The sequence below is a fragment of the Pseudomonas sp. efr-133-TYG-5 genome, from assembly GCF_030209175.1.
In the GTDB taxonomy this organism is placed as follows: domain Bacteria; phylum Pseudomonadota; class Gammaproteobacteria; order Pseudomonadales; family Pseudomonadaceae; genus Aquipseudomonas.
Genome location: NZ_JARVSM010000009.1, coordinates 14,163 through 29,024, shown reverse-complemented (window position 1 = coordinate 29,024; position 14,862 = coordinate 14,163). Strand labels below are relative to the sequence as shown.

The following is a 14,862-nucleotide window of genomic DNA, read 5'->3' as shown; positions in this document are numbered from 1 at the left end:
GCACAATGGGCGGCGGCGATTAACCGATGATTAACCGCGACGCCCTTGTCGGTGCGGCGTTCGGGGCATAATGTCGGCTTAATCGGCCAGCGGCCTAATCAGCAATTTTCGACGGGACTCAGCATGCACGTATTGGTTTGCGAAGACGATGAGTTGATCGCCAGCGGCATCGTCGCCGGGTTGACCACCCAGGGCCTGACCGTGGAACACGTCAATACTGCCTCGAAGGCGCGGGCGATGCTCAAGGTCGCCGAATTCGACGTGATGGTGCTCGATCTCGGCCTGCCGGACGAAGATGGCCTCAAACTCTTGCAGCAACTGCGTCAGCAAGGCCTGGAGATTCCGGTGCTGATCCTCACCGCGCGGGACTCGGTCACCGACCGTGTCGATGGCCTGCAGGCTGGCGCCGACGATTACCTGCTCAAGCCGTTCGACCTGCGTGAGCTGTTCGCGCGCCTGCAGACCCTGCTGCGCCGAGTGGCCGGGCGCAGCGTCAACCTGATCGAGCACGGCGCGTTGACCTACGACCCGAGCAGTCGGGAAACCACCCTTGCCGGGCAACCGGTGGACCTCTCGCGTCGCGAGCAATCGCTGCTGCAGGCGCTGTTGCACAACCGTGGCCGGGTGCTCTCCACCGAGCAGTTGAAGGACAGCGTCTACGGCTTCAACGACGAACTGGAGAGCAACGCGCTCAACGTGCACATCCACCACCTGCGCAGCAAACTGGGCAAGGGCATCGTCGAAACCGTACGTGGCCTGGGCTATCGCCTGGGCCCGGCCGATGGCGGAGAACAGGACAAGTGATGAGTCTGCGCCTGCGCCTGAGCCTGACCCTCGGCGCTGCGTTCGCGCTGATCTGGGCCCTGGCGGCAGCCTGGATGCTCAGCGACCTGCGCAACCAGATGATGTTTTCCCTCGACCAGCGCCTGGTGGCTTCGGCACGGATGGTCGCCGGCCTGCTGGAGCAATTGCCGACGCTGCCGAGCAAGGGCGAGGGCACCCATTTCAGTGCCGAACAACTGAACATCCCTGGCGGCATGGCCTGTCAGGTCAGCTCGCTGCGCGGGGAGATCCTCGCGCGTAGCCACAACAATCCGGAGCAGGCCCTGGAAGCGGAGAAAATGGGCTTCCACGACCAGATGATCGACGGCGCGCCGTGGCGCAGTTTCACCCTCGCCCGCGGTGATGTGCGGATCACCACGGCGGATCGGCAGATCGAGCGCGAAGCACTGAATATGTCGATCCTGCTGGCGGCATCGGTGCCGGTCGGCGTGGCGCTGCTCGGCTGCCTGTGCCTGTTGTGGCTGGGCATCGGCCAGGGGCTGGCGCCGCTCAATCGCCTGCGTGAAGCACTGATGCGGCGTAACGCCGATTCGCTCGAGCCGCTGCAGTTGCAGTCGTTTCCCAGTGAGTTGAAGCCGCTGCTCGATACCCAGAACCAGCTGTTCCAGCGCATCGGCAAGACCATCGAGCGCGAGCGGCGGCTGACCGGCGACGCCGCCCATGAATTGCGCAGCCCGCTGACGGCGATCAAGACCCATCTGCAAGTGGCGCGGATGACCGAGGGCAGCGCCCGCGATCAGTCGCTGGCGCGCGCGGAGGAGGGGGCCGACCGCCTGCATCGCACTCTCGAGCAACTGTTGTTGCTGGCCCGGGTCGAGGGCAGTCTGTCGTTCGATGACGGGGTGCAATGCAGCGCCGAACAGGTGGCGCGCCTGGCCATCCAGGATGCTGCCGGTGGCGAACGCCAGCGCATCCAGTTGCACCTGCCGACGCCGCTGTCGACGGCGCCGGTGCAAATGCCGGCGGTGCTGTCGATCGCCGCGCTGCGCAATCTGCTCGACAACGCGCTGCGGCATACCCCGGCGGACGGCGCGGTGGAGCTGAGCCTGGAGACCACCGGTCATCGCGTGCGCTTTGTGGTACGCGACCATGGCCCGGGGATTGCCGCCGATGACTTGCAGCATCTGACCCAGCGCTTCTGGCGCAACGGTCAGAGCACCGGGTGTGGCCTCGGGCTGGCGATTGTCCAGGCCATCGTCCAGCGCTGCGGCTGCACCCTGCACTTCGACAGTCGCCCGGACGGTCTGCGGGTCGAACTGAGCATGCCGTTGCAACCGGTTTGACCCTGCCGCGTCGCTGCCGCCCCGTGCGGCGACGCGGATCACTACATCAAATGTAACCTCGCGCCGATAGCCATCGGGTGGGCGTACGGCTATGGTCGCTGCAGCTTTGACTCAATGGATTGAGGAAACCGCGCCATGCAGGCCATCCTTCATGTTTGTCCGGCTACACTGGCCGACTCCGGCATTATCAGCCGCATCGTCGAGCGCTCCATCCGCGTCGGCTGCGCGCTCGATCACCGCAACGATCCGCACCTCGTCAACGCCTGGCTCGACCGGCAATCGCTGGATTGCATCAGCGCCTGGCTGAGCGATCCGCAGCGTTACCTGAATCTCGCCCTGCTGCGCGGCAGACCGGTCGGTGTCGGCATGGCCACGGCTGACGGCGACATCGGCTGGTGTCACGTGCAACCGGAGTGGTTCCGGCGCGGCGCCGGGCGGGCGCTGATGAGCGATCTCGAAGGCTGGCTGCGCATTCGCGGGCAGCCCCGCGCGCGGTTGCGCAGCACGCGCACCGGCGCGGCGTTCTACCGGCGGCTGGGCTACTGCGAATCGGCACCCGCGCTGTCGCAGGACGGCCTGCAAGCCATTCCCATGGACAAGCCCCTGACCTCTCCCGCCTGACAACGCGATCAAGGGTGTAAATCCGCGGCGTGCTGGTGCGTTTCCAGAACAGGAAACCTGCATGTGCGCCCCGTGACGGGAACGCGTACCTGCGCGGTGTGCAGTTTTGGTCACTATCCATAGCGTATTGAGGGGTCGAGAGATGTCAGTCGCCACCAGCCTTATCGAAGAGTCGTCGGCCCGGGTCGCCTCGGCGCCGGCGCAAACCCTGTATGAGTTTCACGAGTCACCGCTGCTGGCGCGCCAGAGCCAGCAGGAGTCCAATGCCCGCAGCTATCCACGGCGCATTCCGCTGGCGCTCAAGCGGGCGAAGGGGCTGTACGTCGAAGACGTCGAGGGGCGCACTTTCATCGATTGCCTGGCCGGTGCCGGCACGCTCGCGCTGGGGCACAACCACCCGGTGGTGATTGCGGCGATCCAGCAGGTGCTCGCCGATGAGCTGCCGCTGCACACCCTCGACCTGACCACGCCGGTCAAGGATCAATTCGTCCAGGACCTGTTCGGCCTGTTGCCGCCGGCCCTGGCCCGGGAAGCGAAAATCCAGTTCTGCGGCCCGACCGGCACCGACGCTGTCGAAGCGGCGCTGAAACTGGTCCGCACCGCCACCGGGCGCAGCACCGTGCTGTCGTTCTCCGGCGGTTACCACGGCATGAGTCAGGGCGCATTGAGCCTGATGGGCAGCCTGGGGCCGAAGAAGCCGCTGGGCGCGTTGCTCAGCAACGGCGTGCAGTTCATGCCGTTTCCCTACGACTACCGCTGCCCGTTCGGGCTTGGTGGCGCGGCCGGAGTGAACGCCAACCTGAGTTACCTCGACAGCCTGCTCAACGATCCCGAGGCCGGCGTGCAATTGCCGGCGGCCGTCATCGTCGAAGCGGTGCAGGGCGAGGGCGGGGTGATTCCGGCCGACATCGAGTGGCTGCGCGGTCTGCGCCGCATCACCGAGCAGGCCGGTGTGGCGCTGATCGTCGACGAAATCCAGAGCGGTTTTGCCCGCACCGGCAAGATGTTCGCCTTTGAACACGCCGGGATCGTCCCCGACGTCGTGGTGCTGTCGAAAGCCATCGGTGGCAGCCTGCCGCTGGCGGTGGTGGTCTATCGCGACTGGCTCGACATCTGGCAGCCCGGCGCCCACGCCGGCACGTTCCGTGGCAACCAGATGGCGATGGCGGCCGGCTCGGCGGTGATGCGCTATCTGCTCGAGCACAAGGTCTGCGAACACGCGACCGCAATGGGCGAGCGTCTCAGCGAGCACCTGCGCATCCTGCAGCGCGACTTCCCGCAGCTGGGGGACATTCGTGGACGTGGGCTGATGCTCGGGGTCGAGCTGGTCGATCCACAGGGCACCCCGGACGCCCTCGGTCACCCGCCAGCGTTTGCCCGCCTGGCGCCGCTGGTGCAGCGCGAATGCCTCAAACGCGGCTTGATCCTCGAGCTGGGCGGGCGGCATGGCGCGGTGGTGCGGTTCCTGCCGCCACTGGTCATCACCGCCGGCGAAATCGATCGCGTGGCCGAGATCTTCGGCCAGGCCTTGGTCGCCGCGACGGGCGCCGGGTAAATTTTTCGCCGCGCCGAACGTTCCTTCTACATACCCGGCTGCGCCCGTCGCGCGGCCCACCCTTACAGCGATGGAGAGACAGCATGACGTCAGTATTCGACCGCGAGGACATCCTCTTTCAGGTCGTGGTCAACCACGAAGAGCAGTACTCGATCTGGCCGGATTACAAAGCCGTGCCGGAAGGCTGGCGCACCGTGGGCAAGAGCGGCCTGAAGAAGGAATGCCTGGCCTACATCGAAGAAGTCTGGACCGACATGCGACCGCTGAGCCTGCGCCAGAAGATGGAAGCGCAGGCGACTGCTCAGTAATCGCCGGCCAAAAAGAAACCCGCTGGACTGGAAACAGGCAGCGGGTTTTTTCATGTCGATCGTTCCAACGCTTGGCCTGGTAATGCCGCATTGGACGCTTGGCGAGGCACGCGGAGCGTCCCGGGCGGCATGCCCACGCCGAGCGTGGGCACGAACATGGCGTTACGCGCCGGCCAAACCTTTGAGCAGCGCATCCACATTCGCTTCCAGCTCCGCCACCGGATCCGCCGCATCGCTGCTCAACACCAGCAGATGACTCCCCGACTTGGCAATCGCCGCTTTAACGGCTTCGGACGGCTGGCGGTGATGCAGCACCAGCGCCACGTCGTTGTCCTTGAGTGTCGCCGTGAGTTGCTTGAGGTCTTGCGGCGTCCACTCGGCATCAGGCCGTGGATCCTGGCCGATCAACTCCAGATTCAGGCTGCCGATCAGGTAACCGAAGTGATCGCTGAGGCTCAGCACGCTCAGGTTGTCGGCCTCGGCCAGACGCGCTTCGCTGTCGGCGCTGAGCTTGAGCAGGCGCTGTTTCAATGCCGCCAGATTGGCCTCGATCTGCGGCTTGGCGGACGGCGCCAGGCGCACCAGATCGGCCGCCATCACGTCGGCCATGCGCCCCATGTTGTTGCTGGCCAGCCATGGCTGGCTGTTCAAACCGTCGACCTTCAGCCCCGGCTGCACGGCGATGCCGGGCAATGCACCATCCACCGGGCGCGCGGCGTCGACTTCGACGATGCGAATGTTGCTGCGGCGGGCCATCGGGTACAGCGGATCCTCGGCCCACAGCGAACGCACGCCGATCACCGCGTCGGCACCGCTGGCCAATTTGCTCAGGGCCGGGGCACCGCGACCGCTGAAATAGGCAGTCTGGCGACTGCCCGGCAGGTTGGCCGGCGCAGCGCGTTCCAGGTTGACGTCGGTGCCTTTGAGCAGCACTTCGCCGAGGCCATACGTGATCGGCAGCGAGGCCAGCACGCGCAGCGGTTGGTTGCTGTCGGCGGCCAGCACCGGGGCGGAAACCATGCCGCACAGGGCGAGGGCCAGGGTCAGTTGACGCAGTGAAAAAGACATTTATCCAAGATTCCCTTTCAGGCTGGGGACGACGCCGCGGGCAATGGCGGCGAGGGCGAAGGCGATGCCGGCGACCAGGATGATCGCGGCACCGGACGGAATCGGCAGATCGAAGACGATCGGCACGAGGATCCCGCACAGGGTGCTGACGGTGGCAATCAGCACCGAACACCAGAAGAAGCCCTTCAGCGACTGGCTGAGCAAACGCGCGGCCGCCGCCGGAATCACCAGCAGTGCACCGACCAGAATCGCGCCGATGACTTTCACCGCCGCGACGGTGATCAGCGTCACCAGAATCACGAACAGGTAATCCAGCGTCTTCACCGCCACCCCGCGCACCGCCGCCAGTTGCGGATTGAAACTGGCAAGCATGATGCGGTTGTACAGCGGCAGGGCCAGCGCCATCACCAGCGTGCCGACGATGGCCAGCACCAGCAGATCGTTGCCGTTGACCGTGAGCACCGAGCCGAACAGCACGTTCTCCAGAATGTGCACGTTGATCTTGCCGGCGAGGATCAACAGCAGGCTCGCGCCGAGCGCCAGCGACACCGAGAGGAACACGCCGATCAAGGTGTCCGGGGCCAGGCCGGTGCGATTGCGCAGGTAATTGAGCAGGATGCCGAACAGCAGGCAGTAGCCGAACAGGCTGCCGTAAGGCCCGGTGTAGGGTTCGCCGAGCAGGATGCCGATGGCCACGCCGGTCAGCGCCGCATGGCCGACCGCCTCGGAGAAAAAGGCAAAGCGCTTGACCACCACCAGCGTACCGAGGCCACCGAGCACCGGGCCGATCAGCAGGCCGGCGAGCAGCGCGTTGACGACAAAACCGTAGGCCAGGGCTTGCGGCAGATGACCGGCAGCGGCCCAGCCCTGGACCATCAGGCGAAAGGCTTCATAACTCATCAGGCAGCGCTCCGTGGATGGCTGGAAAACAGCGTCAGCAGGCGTTCCGGGGTCAACGCCTGTTGCGGCGTGGCGTCGAACAGCACCCGCCGGTTGAGCCCGGTGACCCGGTTGGCCAGGCGCTTGACCGCCTCCAGATCGTGTTCGATCCACAGCACGGTGATGCCTGCCGCGCGCCAGTCGCCGAGCAGGCGTTCGAACACCTGGATCCCGGCTTCGTCGAGGGCCGACATCGGTTCGTCCAGCACCAGCAGTTGCGGCGTCGGGATCAGGCCCTGGGCGAGCAGTACCCGCTGCCGCTCGCCACCGGACAGCGCGCCCATGCGTCGTTTGCGCTTGTCCTGCATGCCGACCCGTTCCAGCGCTTCGCCAATGGCCGCGGCGTAGTGTTTGCTCAGGCCGAGAAACGCCGGCCGGCGCTGGCACATGGCGGCCATGAAATCGTCGACGGTCAGCGGCAGGCCACGGTCGAATTCCAGCGCCTGCGGTATATAGCCGATGGTGCCGGGCTCGCCGGGCCAGCGCAGGCTGAGCTGGCCCTGGTGCGGCATCTGCCCGAGCAGGGTCTTGATCAGCGAACTCTTGCCACCGCCATTCGGACCGACCAGCGCATGCACGCTGCCGGGCTGCACCTGGAAGCTGACCTTGTCGAGAATCGTCGTACGCCCGAGGGTCAGGCTGACCTCGGTGAAGTCCACGGTCGGCCCGTTGCCGATGATCTGCAGGGTTTGCTGTGCGGTCATGCGCCCGACTCCTGAATGGCCCGGACGACGGTGTCGAGGTTGCCGGTCATTTCCTTTTCATACTTGTCGGCGCTGTATTCGCCATAGGAAATGTGCGACAGCGGATACAGCTTCACCCCGGACTCGCGCTGAATGGTGTCGACGTAGGTGGAGGGGAAGTCCATCTCGGAGAAGATCACTTTCACGTCCAGCTCGCGCAGCTGGTCGATGGTCTTCTTCAACTGGCTCGGGCTCGGCTCGATGCCGTGGGCCGGCTCGACCACCGCCGTCACCTCCAGGCCGAATTCGCGCAGCAGATAGTCATACGCGGCGTGCACCGTGGCCACGCGCAATTCGGCATTCGGCGCCTGGGTCAGTTTGGCCAGGGCGTCGGCGCGCATCTGTCGCAGGCGTTTGCCGTAGGCGCGGGCGTTCTGGGTGTAGGTTTTGGCGTTTTCCGGGTCGAGCTTGCCCAGCTCGCGGGCGATGTTGTTGACCTGGGCGATCGAGGCGCTGATCGACAGGAAGGTGTGCGGGTTGACGACCTTGCCGGCACCGCGCGCAGCCACCCCGGTGGCGGCCAGCAGCGGCACGTTTTCGTTGGCTTCGATGGTCTTGACGTTCGGCGTTTCGCTGGCGGCGATCATGCGGTCGGCGAAGTCGTCATGGCCGACGCCGTTGAGCACGATCACGTCCAGGCCGCTGATGCGCTTGATGTCCTCGGCCCGCGGCTCATAGGCATGCGGGTTGAAACCGGCAGGAATCAGTGGCACCACCTCGGCCTTGTCGCCGACGATATTCGCCACGTAGCTGTAGTACGGGTGCAGGGTGATGCCGATGCGCAGACGCTTGGCCGGATCGGCGCCGACCAGCGGACTCAGCAGGCAGGTGCACAGGCCGATCAGCAGCAGGCGCAGGAAAGGTCGGCGTGGAGATGCAATAGACATGGGCAAACGCTCTTCTCTCGAATCGGGCGATGAATCAGTGGCGATGTTCGCGGGTGACCCCGGCATCGAATTGCGCGACGACCTGTTTCCAGCCGGCGGCGGACAGGGCGCTGTCGGACAAGTCCGCTGGCGCCGCGAGGTCGCTGTTGCGGTTGAGCCAGATGTCCGGCGCGGCCTGGTCATCGGCGCTCACCCGCATCACGAAGGAACCGGCAACGGCAGGCGCCCGGCTGTGGCCGAAATAGGCCGTGCCAGCGAGCATCTGCCAGGCGTGGGCGCCACGGCTGACCGAACTGGCGTCCTGGGCGAACGGCGCGAAACCTTCGTCGGCGAGGTTTTGCGGGGTCGGCAGGGTTTGCTGTTCGACGCGCAGCAGACGGATTTCGTCGAGGGTCACCCGCAGGTCGGCATAAATGCCTTGCTCGGCGGCGCTGAGATCGCGTCGCGCATCGAGCTGGTGGCTGGCGACGGGTTCCGGCTCATGGGACACCCCGCGCCACATCACCAGCGAACCGGCGACCGCCAGGATCAGCAGGCACAGCAGCAGGACGTTGAGGGTTTCATGGCCGGCACCGGCCGGGCGGACGATTTGCGTGGTTGGCGTGCTCATGGGGCCTGGATATCCGCCTGGTCGATTTCGACCACGTGGCCGGGGCCGGCGTCGAACAGCACATAGAACTCGGCGCCGGGCTTCTTGAAGGTCAGGGTCGAGTCGGCGCCGAGCTTGCCCGGTACGAGGATGGTTTCGTCGTAGCCGATCACGTCGAGGGTCACCCCCGGCGCGCCGCTGCCGTCAGAGAAACCGCCGGTGCACTGGATCTGCTCGGCGTCGATGGCCTTGCACTCGCACATCGGGTTGTGGGCCAGGGCGCTGGCGCTGAAACCGGCGCACAGCGCCAGCAATGCAGCGCTCATGTTCAGGCGCAAGGTACGGCTCATGGTTTGGCTCCTTGTTTGTTCAGCCAGGCAACCGTGGCGGGCGAGGCCTGGCTCAGCGGAATCGAGGCTTGATGCATACTGCCGTCCCAGCCTTCCATGGTGATCCACAGTTCGGCGTCGGCTTTGGTTTTTTCCGACACCGGCAACTGGGTGCCCATGCGGTACGGCGTGCCGAAGAAGATCGAACCGGCGGCACGCAGGCTGCGCGGCTTGCCGATGCGCAGGTAAGTGGCCTTGACCGGCTCGATACAGGCCTCGCACAGCGCGGCATTGAAACCTTTCAGATAGCCTGCCGGGCCGTCGGAACGCGGGGCCTCGTCACGCAATTCGGCCAGGCGCAGACTCCACGGCCCGACCTGGATCTCGCCGATTTCGCGCTCGCCAAGGCCGCTGTCGCCACGAAACAGGGCGGCGTCGGCAAAGTATTTGGGCATGAAGCCCAATGGGATCAGCAGCAACAGCACGTTGATGTGGAAGCGCCATTTGTGCCAGATCACGCTCAGCCGTGAAGGCTGAGCCACGCTCGTGGACTTGCTCACAGGTTGGCCTCCGACGTTTCACGGTGCAGGGCCGGTTGTGCCTGTACGCGCTGTTTCTTGTGCTCGCGCTTGAGGGCGTTGGCGGTGGCCAGCGCGGTGCGCTTGGTCCAGATCAACAACCCGCTGAGCACCATCATGCTCAGCAGCAGGCCGAAGAAGAACCAGATCAGCTTGATCCACAGACCACCGAAGTCGCCGGTGTGCAGCGGGCGCATGGATTCGGTGACGAACTCCAGCGACGTGCGATCGGACAACAGCCGCGAAGCCGCCACGTCACCGCTGTACGGGTTGAGCGTGGCGGTCTGGAACATCAGCGGATACCAGCCGCGTCCACCGATATCCATGTGCGCGTAGGCATTGCCCGGCAGGCTGATGAAGCTGGCTTCCAGGCCGGGAATTCGGGTCTGGGCGATTTCGATGGCGCGGTCCAGGCTGATACGCGGCGGTGGCGAACCATCGCTCGATAGCGGCACGGCTTCGCGGGACATGGCCGGAATGATCGGCTCGCTGGAAATGGAGATCTGGTTGTCCGAGAGCAGCGCCTGGATCAGGAACCAGGTGCCGGTGATCGAAATCACCGCGATGAACCAGATCGACCAGATGCCGCTCAAGCGATGGAAGTCGCCCCAGAAGATCCGCGCACCATGCTTGAAGCGCAGAGTGGGGCGGAAAAAGCCTTTCCAGAAGCGTTTGTACACCACCAGCCCGGTGACCAGCGAAGCCTGCAGCGGCAGGCCGAGGAACGACACCAGATACCAGCCCCAGCTGAAGCCGTTGGTGAACGGCACCAGCCACCAGCCGTGCAGCGCGCGGGTGAACGCCTTGAAGTTGAAGCTCGGCGCCGTGCCCTGGATCACCCCGGTGTAGGGATTGACGTACACGGTCAGCGAGCGGCCGTCCGGGTAGCTGACTTCGACATCCAGGGCAAAGTGCGATTCGTCGGGGCGGTTGATGCTTTCGACCAGTGTCTGCGGTTCGGCTTGTTTGATCGCGGCCAGCACCTGGTCGTAGGAGAGTCGCGGTGCGTCGTCCGACGGCGGGCTGGCGCGCATCTGCGGGTTGGCCAGCCAGACGATTTCCTGGCTGACCACGGCCAGGGTCCCGGTGACACAGACGATCAGGACAAAAAACCAGATCGGCAGCGCCAGCCAGCTATGCACCAGGAACCACAGTTTCGAGCGGGATTTCTTCGACATGATTCAACGTCTTGATTCAGAGTGAGGCATCGCGGCTACGGGCTTCGCAGCACAGGACTCCCGGAAGGGCCTGGTCGTGGCTTTTGCCTACGCGACCGGCCCGCATCTCTATAAGACGGATGACCGAAGCAAATCCCGATGAGGGATATGAAAGCAAATGTTTCGCGCTCGTAATCAGCGCGCAATCGAGCCAGTCAGTGCGCGGGCAGCAGGAAGTCCAGCGCTTCGGCCAGTAGCCGTTCGGGGACTTCCTCGGCCAGGTAATGCCCCGCCGGCAGGGCCTTGCCGCGCACGTTGCTGGCCACCTGCTGCCATTCCTTGAGCGGGTCGAAGCAGCGTCCGACCGTCCCTTCGGCGCCCCACAACACCAGCAGCGGCAGGTTCAGGTGCCGCCCGCCGACCAGGTCGGCGCGGTCGTGCTCCAGGTCGATGCCGGCGCTCGCGCGGTAGTCCTCGCAGATGCCCCGGGCGCTGCCGGGCCGTTGCAGACAGCGCAGGTACTCGGCGAAAGCCTGCTCGGTGAACGGCTTGAGCCCGGCGCTGCGGCTGCCCATGACGCTGCGCAGATAAGCTTCGGGATCGGCTTCGATCAGGGTTTCCGGCAACGGCGCCGGACGGATCAGGAAAAACCAGTGCCAGTAGGCGCGCGCGAAGGCTTCGTTGGTCTGGCTGTACATCGCCAGGGTTGGCGCGATGTCCAGCAGCACCATGCGCGCAACGGCCGCGGGGTGGTCGAGGGCCAGGCGATGCGCAACCCGGGCGCCCCGGTCGTGGGCGAGCACAGAGAACTGCGTGAAGCCCAGGGCCTGCATCAATTCCACACCGTCGCGGGCCATTTCGCGTTTCGAATAGTTGACGTGCTCTGCGCTGGCTGGCGGCCGCGAGCTGTCGCCATAGCCGCGCAGGTCCGCGGCGATCACCGTGAAATGCTCCGCCAACTGCTCGGCGATCTTGTGCCAGATCACGTGGGTCTGCGGGTGCCCGTGCAACAACAGCAGGCCGGGGCCGCTGCCGCCGAGGCGATAGGCAATGTCCACACCGTTGACGTGGCGCTGGTCTTTGACGAATCCGGCAAACATCGGGCTGATCCTTGTTCAGAGGGAAGGCTGCTAAGTGGCATCGTGAAAGCGGCCGCGTTGTGTGGCAAGGCGCGAAGCGTGATCGGACTGTTCATGAAATGTGTCGAACGAGCACGGGTAGCAGTGTTGTGGTGAGCCATCGCGGGCAAACCCGCTCCTGCAGGGTGAATGGGGGGCTCGCCGGCAACGCGGCGACTTCTGCAGGAGCGGGCGTCAGGTGCGGAGGGAGTCAACCCTGCTGAAACATCTCCTTCGCCCGCTGCTCGATCTGCTCCTGCGTCAGATCCTCCTTGCGTGTGGCGAGAAACCACAGGTGCCCGTACGGGTCCTTCAGCGTGCCGCTGCGGTCGCCGTAGAACTGATCCTTCACCTCAGACACCGCGGTGGCACCGGCGTCCACCGCGCGCTGGAAGGATTTGTCGACATCGGTCACGTACAGGTGCAAGCCGACCGACACGGCACGCTCCGGATTGCTCAATGGGCCCTGATCGCACGGCGTGCCAAGCATGATCGCGCTGTCGCCGATGCGCAGTTCGGCGTGGCCGATGCGGCCGTCGGGCATGGACAGGCGCATGACTTCGGTGGCACCGAAGGCTTGCTTGTAGAAGTCGATGGCCTTGACGGCCTCTTGAATGCCGAGATACGGGGTAATGCTGTGGTACCCCTCGGGAATGGGTTTGACGCTCATGGCGATACTCCCTGTTTTTATTGGAAATCGAAGGTGTGCCTTCGCCGGGTTTTCCGGTCGCTCCACTATAGATCCGTGGCGCCGCCCCGGCCGAGTACCCGACGAGCAGCCGGCGGCACTGTTCAGCCATCGACAGTGAAGCAACACAATGCCCGGCTTTTCATCGCCTGCGCGGCCGTGAAACCCGCGCCAGGCCGCTGAAACCAAGGCCTGCGTGTCAGGCACAGAAGCTGCAATGACCCGGTACAACACTGCTACCGAGAGTCCTGTATGTCTGAATCTGCCGTTTATCCGATCAACCCGCCCGCCGCCCACCGGATCGCCGACGACGCCGAAGCCTTGCGCGTGGCCGCACAGGTCGCCGCTGTGTTGCAGGAGCACGCCGCCGAGCGTGATCGCAGCCGCGAAGTGCCTGCCGCGATCGTTGACCTTTACTCCAACAGCGGCCTGTGGGGCATCAGCGTGCCGAAAGCGTTTGGCGGCGCGCAGGTGTCGTACGCGGTGCTGGCGCAGGTGATCGCGATCATTTCCGCCGCCGATCCGTCCCTGGGGCAGATCCCGCAAAACCACTACTGCCTGCTCGAAGACATCCGCCTGCAAGGCACACCCGCGCAGCAGGCGCATTTCTTTGCACTGGCGTTGCAGGGCCATCGGTTCGCCAATGCGCTGTCGGAAACCGGCGGCAAGAACGTCCAGGACATCCAGGCGACCATCCGCCGCTACGGCGACGGCTATGTGATCAACGGCCGCAAGGGCTACTGCACCGGCTCGCTGTACGCGCACTGGTTGGCGGTGCTGGCCCTGGATGAAGAACAGAAGGGCCAACTGGCTTTCGTCGAGCGCGGTACCCCGGGCCTGGTGATTGTCGACGACTGGGACAGCATCGGCCAGCGCACCACCTCCAGCGGAACCGTGCTGGCGGAAAATCTGCCGGTTGCGTCATTCAATGTGTTCCCGACCTACCGCTCCTATGAAAGCCCGACCCTGGCCGGACCGTTCGCCCAGTTGACCACTGCTGCCATCGACGCCGGCATCGCCCGGGCAGCGTTGCGCGACACCATCGAGTTTGTCCGTCAGTTCGCCCGGCCGTGGATCGACGCCGGGGTCGAGCGGGCCAGCGAAGACCCGCTGACCATCATCCAGATCGGTGCCCTGGACATTCGCCTGGAAGCCGCCGAAGCCTTGCTCGAACGGGCCGGCCGCGCGCTGGACGCGGCGCGTTCGGCACCGGATGAGGACAACGTCGCCCACGCCTCCCTAGCGGTGGCCAGGGCCAAAGTGCTGACCACGGAAATCGCCATCGAGGCCAGCAACAAGCTGTTCGAACTCGGCGGCACCCGTTCGACCCTGAAGAAACACAATTTCGACCGTCACTGGCGCAATGCACGAGTGCACACCCTGCATGACCCGGTGCGCTGGAAGTACCACGTGGTTGGGAACTGGCTGCTCAATGACGTCAAACCGCCACGCCACGACTGGTCGTAATCATGGCCGAGTGGTTCAAACACCTGTACTGGGCCGACATCGGCCAGGCCTGCCTCGACACCCTGAGCATGCTCGGGGCGGCACTGGCGTTCACCGTGTTGCTGGGGCTGCCACTGGGCCTGCTGCTGTTTCTCACCGGCAAGCGCCAGTTGCACCAGGCGCTCGGCGTTTATCGCGTGCTGTCGGTGATCGTCAACGTGCTGCGCTCGTTGCCGTTCATCATTCTGCTGATTGTGCTGATCCCGCTGACCACGTTGCTGATGGGCACCTCGCTCGGCGTGCCGGGCACCATCCCGCCGCTGGTGGTGGGCTGCACGCCATTCTTCGCCCGGCTGGTGGAAACCGCGTTGCGCGAAGTCGATCGCGGCGTGGTCGAGGCGACCCAGGCCATGGGCGCGAGTACCTGGCAGATCGTCCGTCACACGCTGTTGCCGGAAGCCCGCGGTGGCTTGCTCGCGGCGGTCACGGTGACGGCGATTGTGCTGGTGGACTACACGGCGATGGCCGGCGTGATTGGCGGCGGCGGGCTCGGCTACCTGGCGATCCGCTTCGGCTACCAGCGCTTCCAGACCGACGTGATGGTGGTCACCGTGGTCTTGCTGCTGATGCTGGTGCAGGCCCTGCAAATGACCGGTGACCGCCTGGTGGCGCGCTACAGCCGCCGCTGAAAACTGCTGCAAAAACCATTC

General features: G+C 65.2%; 17 protein-coding genes. 7 read left to right on the top strand and 10 right to left on the bottom strand.

The features are described from left to right. The first annotated feature begins 123 nt into the window (after positions 1-123). The 5 genes from QRN70_RS25045 to QRN70_RS25025 all read left to right on the top strand — a co-directional run bounded on the left by QRN70_RS25045 (position 124) and on the right by QRN70_RS25025 (position 4,610). On the top strand, positions 124-804 hold the full coding sequence (locus QRN70_RS25045) for a response regulator (RefSeq protein ID WP_285420559.1): 681 nt from the start codon (positions 124-126) through the stop codon (positions 802-804). Beyond that, complete coding sequence (locus QRN70_RS25040) at positions 804-2,126, top strand: ATP-binding protein (RefSeq protein WP_285420558.1); 1,323 nt, start codon at positions 804-806, stop codon at positions 2,124-2,126. The genes QRN70_RS25045 and QRN70_RS25040 overlap by 1 nt, the downstream gene beginning before the upstream one ends. Positions 2,127-2,261: 135 nt before the next feature. Beyond that, positions 2,262-2,747 carry a GNAT family N-acetyltransferase gene (locus QRN70_RS25035; RefSeq protein ID WP_285420557.1) on the top strand — a complete coding sequence of 162 codons (486 nt, stop codon included), beginning with the start codon at positions 2,262-2,264 and terminating at the stop codon, positions 2,745-2,747. A gap of 142 nt (positions 2,748-2,889) precedes the next feature. Beyond that, positions 2,890-4,302, top strand: a complete 1,413-nt coding sequence (locus QRN70_RS25030; RefSeq protein ID WP_285420556.1) for an aspartate aminotransferase family protein — start codon at positions 2,890-2,892, stop codon at positions 4,300-4,302. An 83-nt stretch (positions 4,303-4,385) separates the two neighbouring features. Further along, positions 4,386-4,610 carry an MbtH family protein gene (locus tag QRN70_RS25025; RefSeq protein ID WP_123534988.1) on the top strand — a complete coding sequence of 75 codons (225 nt, stop codon included), beginning with the start codon at positions 4,386-4,388 and terminating at the stop codon, positions 4,608-4,610. A gap of 162 nt (positions 4,611-4,772) precedes the next feature. Here QRN70_RS25025 and QRN70_RS25020 read toward each other — a convergent pair whose 3' ends face one another. The 10 genes from QRN70_RS25020 to QRN70_RS24975 form a co-directional block, all read right to left on the bottom strand. Beyond that, positions 4,773-5,678, bottom strand: a complete 906-nt coding sequence (locus tag QRN70_RS25020) for a metal ABC transporter substrate-binding protein (RefSeq protein ID WP_285420555.1) — start codon at positions 5,676-5,678, stop codon at positions 4,773-4,775. Continuing rightward, positions 5,679-6,578 (bottom strand): metal ABC transporter permease, encoded by a 900-nt coding sequence (locus tag QRN70_RS25015; RefSeq protein WP_285420554.1) that lies wholly within the window; start codon positions 6,576-6,578, stop codon positions 5,679-5,681. It abuts the gene before it with no gap. After that, a complete protein-coding gene (locus tag QRN70_RS25010; RefSeq protein ID WP_285420553.1) occupies positions 6,578-7,321 on the bottom strand; it encodes a metal ABC transporter ATP-binding protein in 744 nt (247 codons plus the stop codon). Before QRN70_RS25010 ends, QRN70_RS25015 begins: the two co-directional genes overlap by 1 nt. Next, positions 7,318-8,247, bottom strand: a complete 930-nt coding sequence (locus QRN70_RS25005; protein WP_285420552.1) for a metal ABC transporter substrate-binding protein — start codon at positions 8,245-8,247, stop codon at positions 7,318-7,320. The genes QRN70_RS25010 and QRN70_RS25005 overlap by 4 nt, the downstream gene beginning before the upstream one ends. Positions 8,248-8,281: 34 nt before the next feature. Beyond that, positions 8,282-8,857, bottom strand: a complete 576-nt coding sequence (locus tag QRN70_RS25000) for a DUF6162 family protein (protein ID WP_285420551.1) — start codon at positions 8,855-8,857, stop codon at positions 8,282-8,284. Further along, positions 8,854-9,162, bottom strand: a complete 309-nt coding sequence (locus QRN70_RS24995; RefSeq protein WP_502941679.1) for a hypothetical protein — start codon at positions 9,160-9,162, stop codon at positions 8,854-8,856. The genes QRN70_RS25000 and QRN70_RS24995 overlap by 4 nt, the downstream gene beginning before the upstream one ends. Before the next feature lie 20 nt (positions 9,163-9,182). After that, on the bottom strand, positions 9,183-9,725 hold the full coding sequence (locus QRN70_RS24990) for a PA2404 family protein (RefSeq protein WP_285420549.1): 543 nt from the start codon (positions 9,723-9,725) through the stop codon (positions 9,183-9,185). Next, positions 9,722-10,921 carry a PepSY-associated TM helix domain-containing protein gene (locus tag QRN70_RS24985; protein ID WP_285420548.1) on the bottom strand — a complete coding sequence of 400 codons (1,200 nt, stop codon included), beginning with the start codon at positions 10,919-10,921 and terminating at the stop codon, positions 9,722-9,724. The genes QRN70_RS24990 and QRN70_RS24985 overlap by 4 nt, the downstream gene beginning before the upstream one ends. A gap of 194 nt (positions 10,922-11,115) precedes the next feature. Then, entirely contained in the window at positions 11,116-12,000 is an 885-nt protein-coding gene (locus QRN70_RS24980) for an alpha/beta fold hydrolase (RefSeq protein WP_285420547.1), read from the bottom strand. Positions 12,001-12,229: 229 nt separating this feature from the next. After that, on the bottom strand, positions 12,230-12,688 hold the full coding sequence (locus tag QRN70_RS24975; protein WP_285420546.1) for a VOC family protein: 459 nt from the start codon (positions 12,686-12,688) through the stop codon (positions 12,230-12,232). A gap of 270 nt (positions 12,689-12,958) precedes the next feature. Between QRN70_RS24975 and QRN70_RS24970 the strand changes: the two genes are divergently transcribed. Further along, positions 12,959-14,173 (top strand): SfnB family sulfur acquisition oxidoreductase, encoded by a 1,215-nt coding sequence (locus QRN70_RS24970; protein ID WP_285420545.1) that lies wholly within the window; start codon positions 12,959-12,961, stop codon positions 14,171-14,173. Positions 14,174-14,175: 2 nt separating this feature from the next. Beyond that, entirely contained in the window at positions 14,176-14,841 is a 666-nt protein-coding gene (locus tag QRN70_RS24965; RefSeq protein WP_285420544.1) for a methionine ABC transporter permease, read from the top strand. The last annotated feature ends 21 nt before the right edge of the window (positions 14,842-14,862 follow it).

Excerpts from the sequence above, each read along its gene's own strand:
- QRN70_RS25035 (WP_285420557.1), top strand. The coding sequence starts at position 2,262 with ATGCAGGCCATCCTTCATGTTTGTCCGGCTACACTGGCCGACTCCGGC.
- QRN70_RS25030 (WP_285420556.1), top strand. The coding sequence starts at position 2,890 with ATGTCAGTCGCCACCAGCCTTATCGAAGAGTCGTCGGCCCGGGTCGCC.
- QRN70_RS25010 (WP_285420553.1), bottom strand. The coding sequence starts at position 7,321 with ATGACCGCACAGCAAACCCTGCAGATCATCGGCAACGGGCCGACCGTG.
- QRN70_RS24980 (WP_285420547.1), bottom strand. The coding sequence starts at position 12,000 with ATGTTTGCCGGATTCGTCAAAGACCAGCGCCACGTCAACGGTGTGGAC.
- QRN70_RS25040 (WP_285420558.1), top strand. The coding sequence starts at position 804 with ATGAGTCTGCGCCTGCGCCTGAGCCTGACCCTCGGCGCTGCGTTCGCG.
- QRN70_RS24965 (WP_285420544.1), top strand. The coding sequence starts at position 14,176 with ATGGCCGAGTGGTTCAAACACCTGTACTGGGCCGACATCGGCCAGGCC.
- QRN70_RS24995 (WP_502941679.1), bottom strand. The coding sequence starts at position 9,162 with ATGAGCGCTGCATTGCTGGCGCTGTGCGCCGGTTTCAGCGCCAGCGCC.
- QRN70_RS25005 (WP_285420552.1), bottom strand. The coding sequence starts at position 8,247 with ATGTCTATTGCATCTCCACGCCGACCTTTCCTGCGCCTGCTGCTGATC.
- QRN70_RS25015 (WP_285420554.1), bottom strand. The coding sequence starts at position 6,578 with ATGAGTTATGAAGCCTTTCGCCTGATGGTCCAGGGCTGGGCCGCTGCC.
- QRN70_RS24975 (WP_285420546.1), bottom strand. The coding sequence starts at position 12,688 with ATGAGCGTCAAACCCATTCCCGAGGGGTACCACAGCATTACCCCGTAT.
- QRN70_RS25020 (WP_285420555.1), bottom strand. The coding sequence starts at position 5,678 with ATGTCTTTTTCACTGCGTCAACTGACCCTGGCCCTCGCCCTGTGCGGC.
- QRN70_RS24970 (WP_285420545.1), top strand. The coding sequence starts at position 12,959 with ATGTCTGAATCTGCCGTTTATCCGATCAACCCGCCCGCCGCCCACCGG.
- QRN70_RS25025 (WP_123534988.1), top strand. The coding sequence starts at position 4,386 with ATGACGTCAGTATTCGACCGCGAGGACATCCTCTTTCAGGTCGTGGTC.
- QRN70_RS25045 (WP_285420559.1), top strand. The coding sequence starts at position 124 with ATGCACGTATTGGTTTGCGAAGACGATGAGTTGATCGCCAGCGGCATC.
- QRN70_RS25000 (WP_285420551.1), bottom strand. The coding sequence starts at position 8,857 with ATGAGCACGCCAACCACGCAAATCGTCCGCCCGGCCGGTGCCGGCCAT.
- QRN70_RS24985 (WP_285420548.1), bottom strand. The coding sequence starts at position 10,921 with ATGTCGAAGAAATCCCGCTCGAAACTGTGGTTCCTGGTGCATAGCTGG.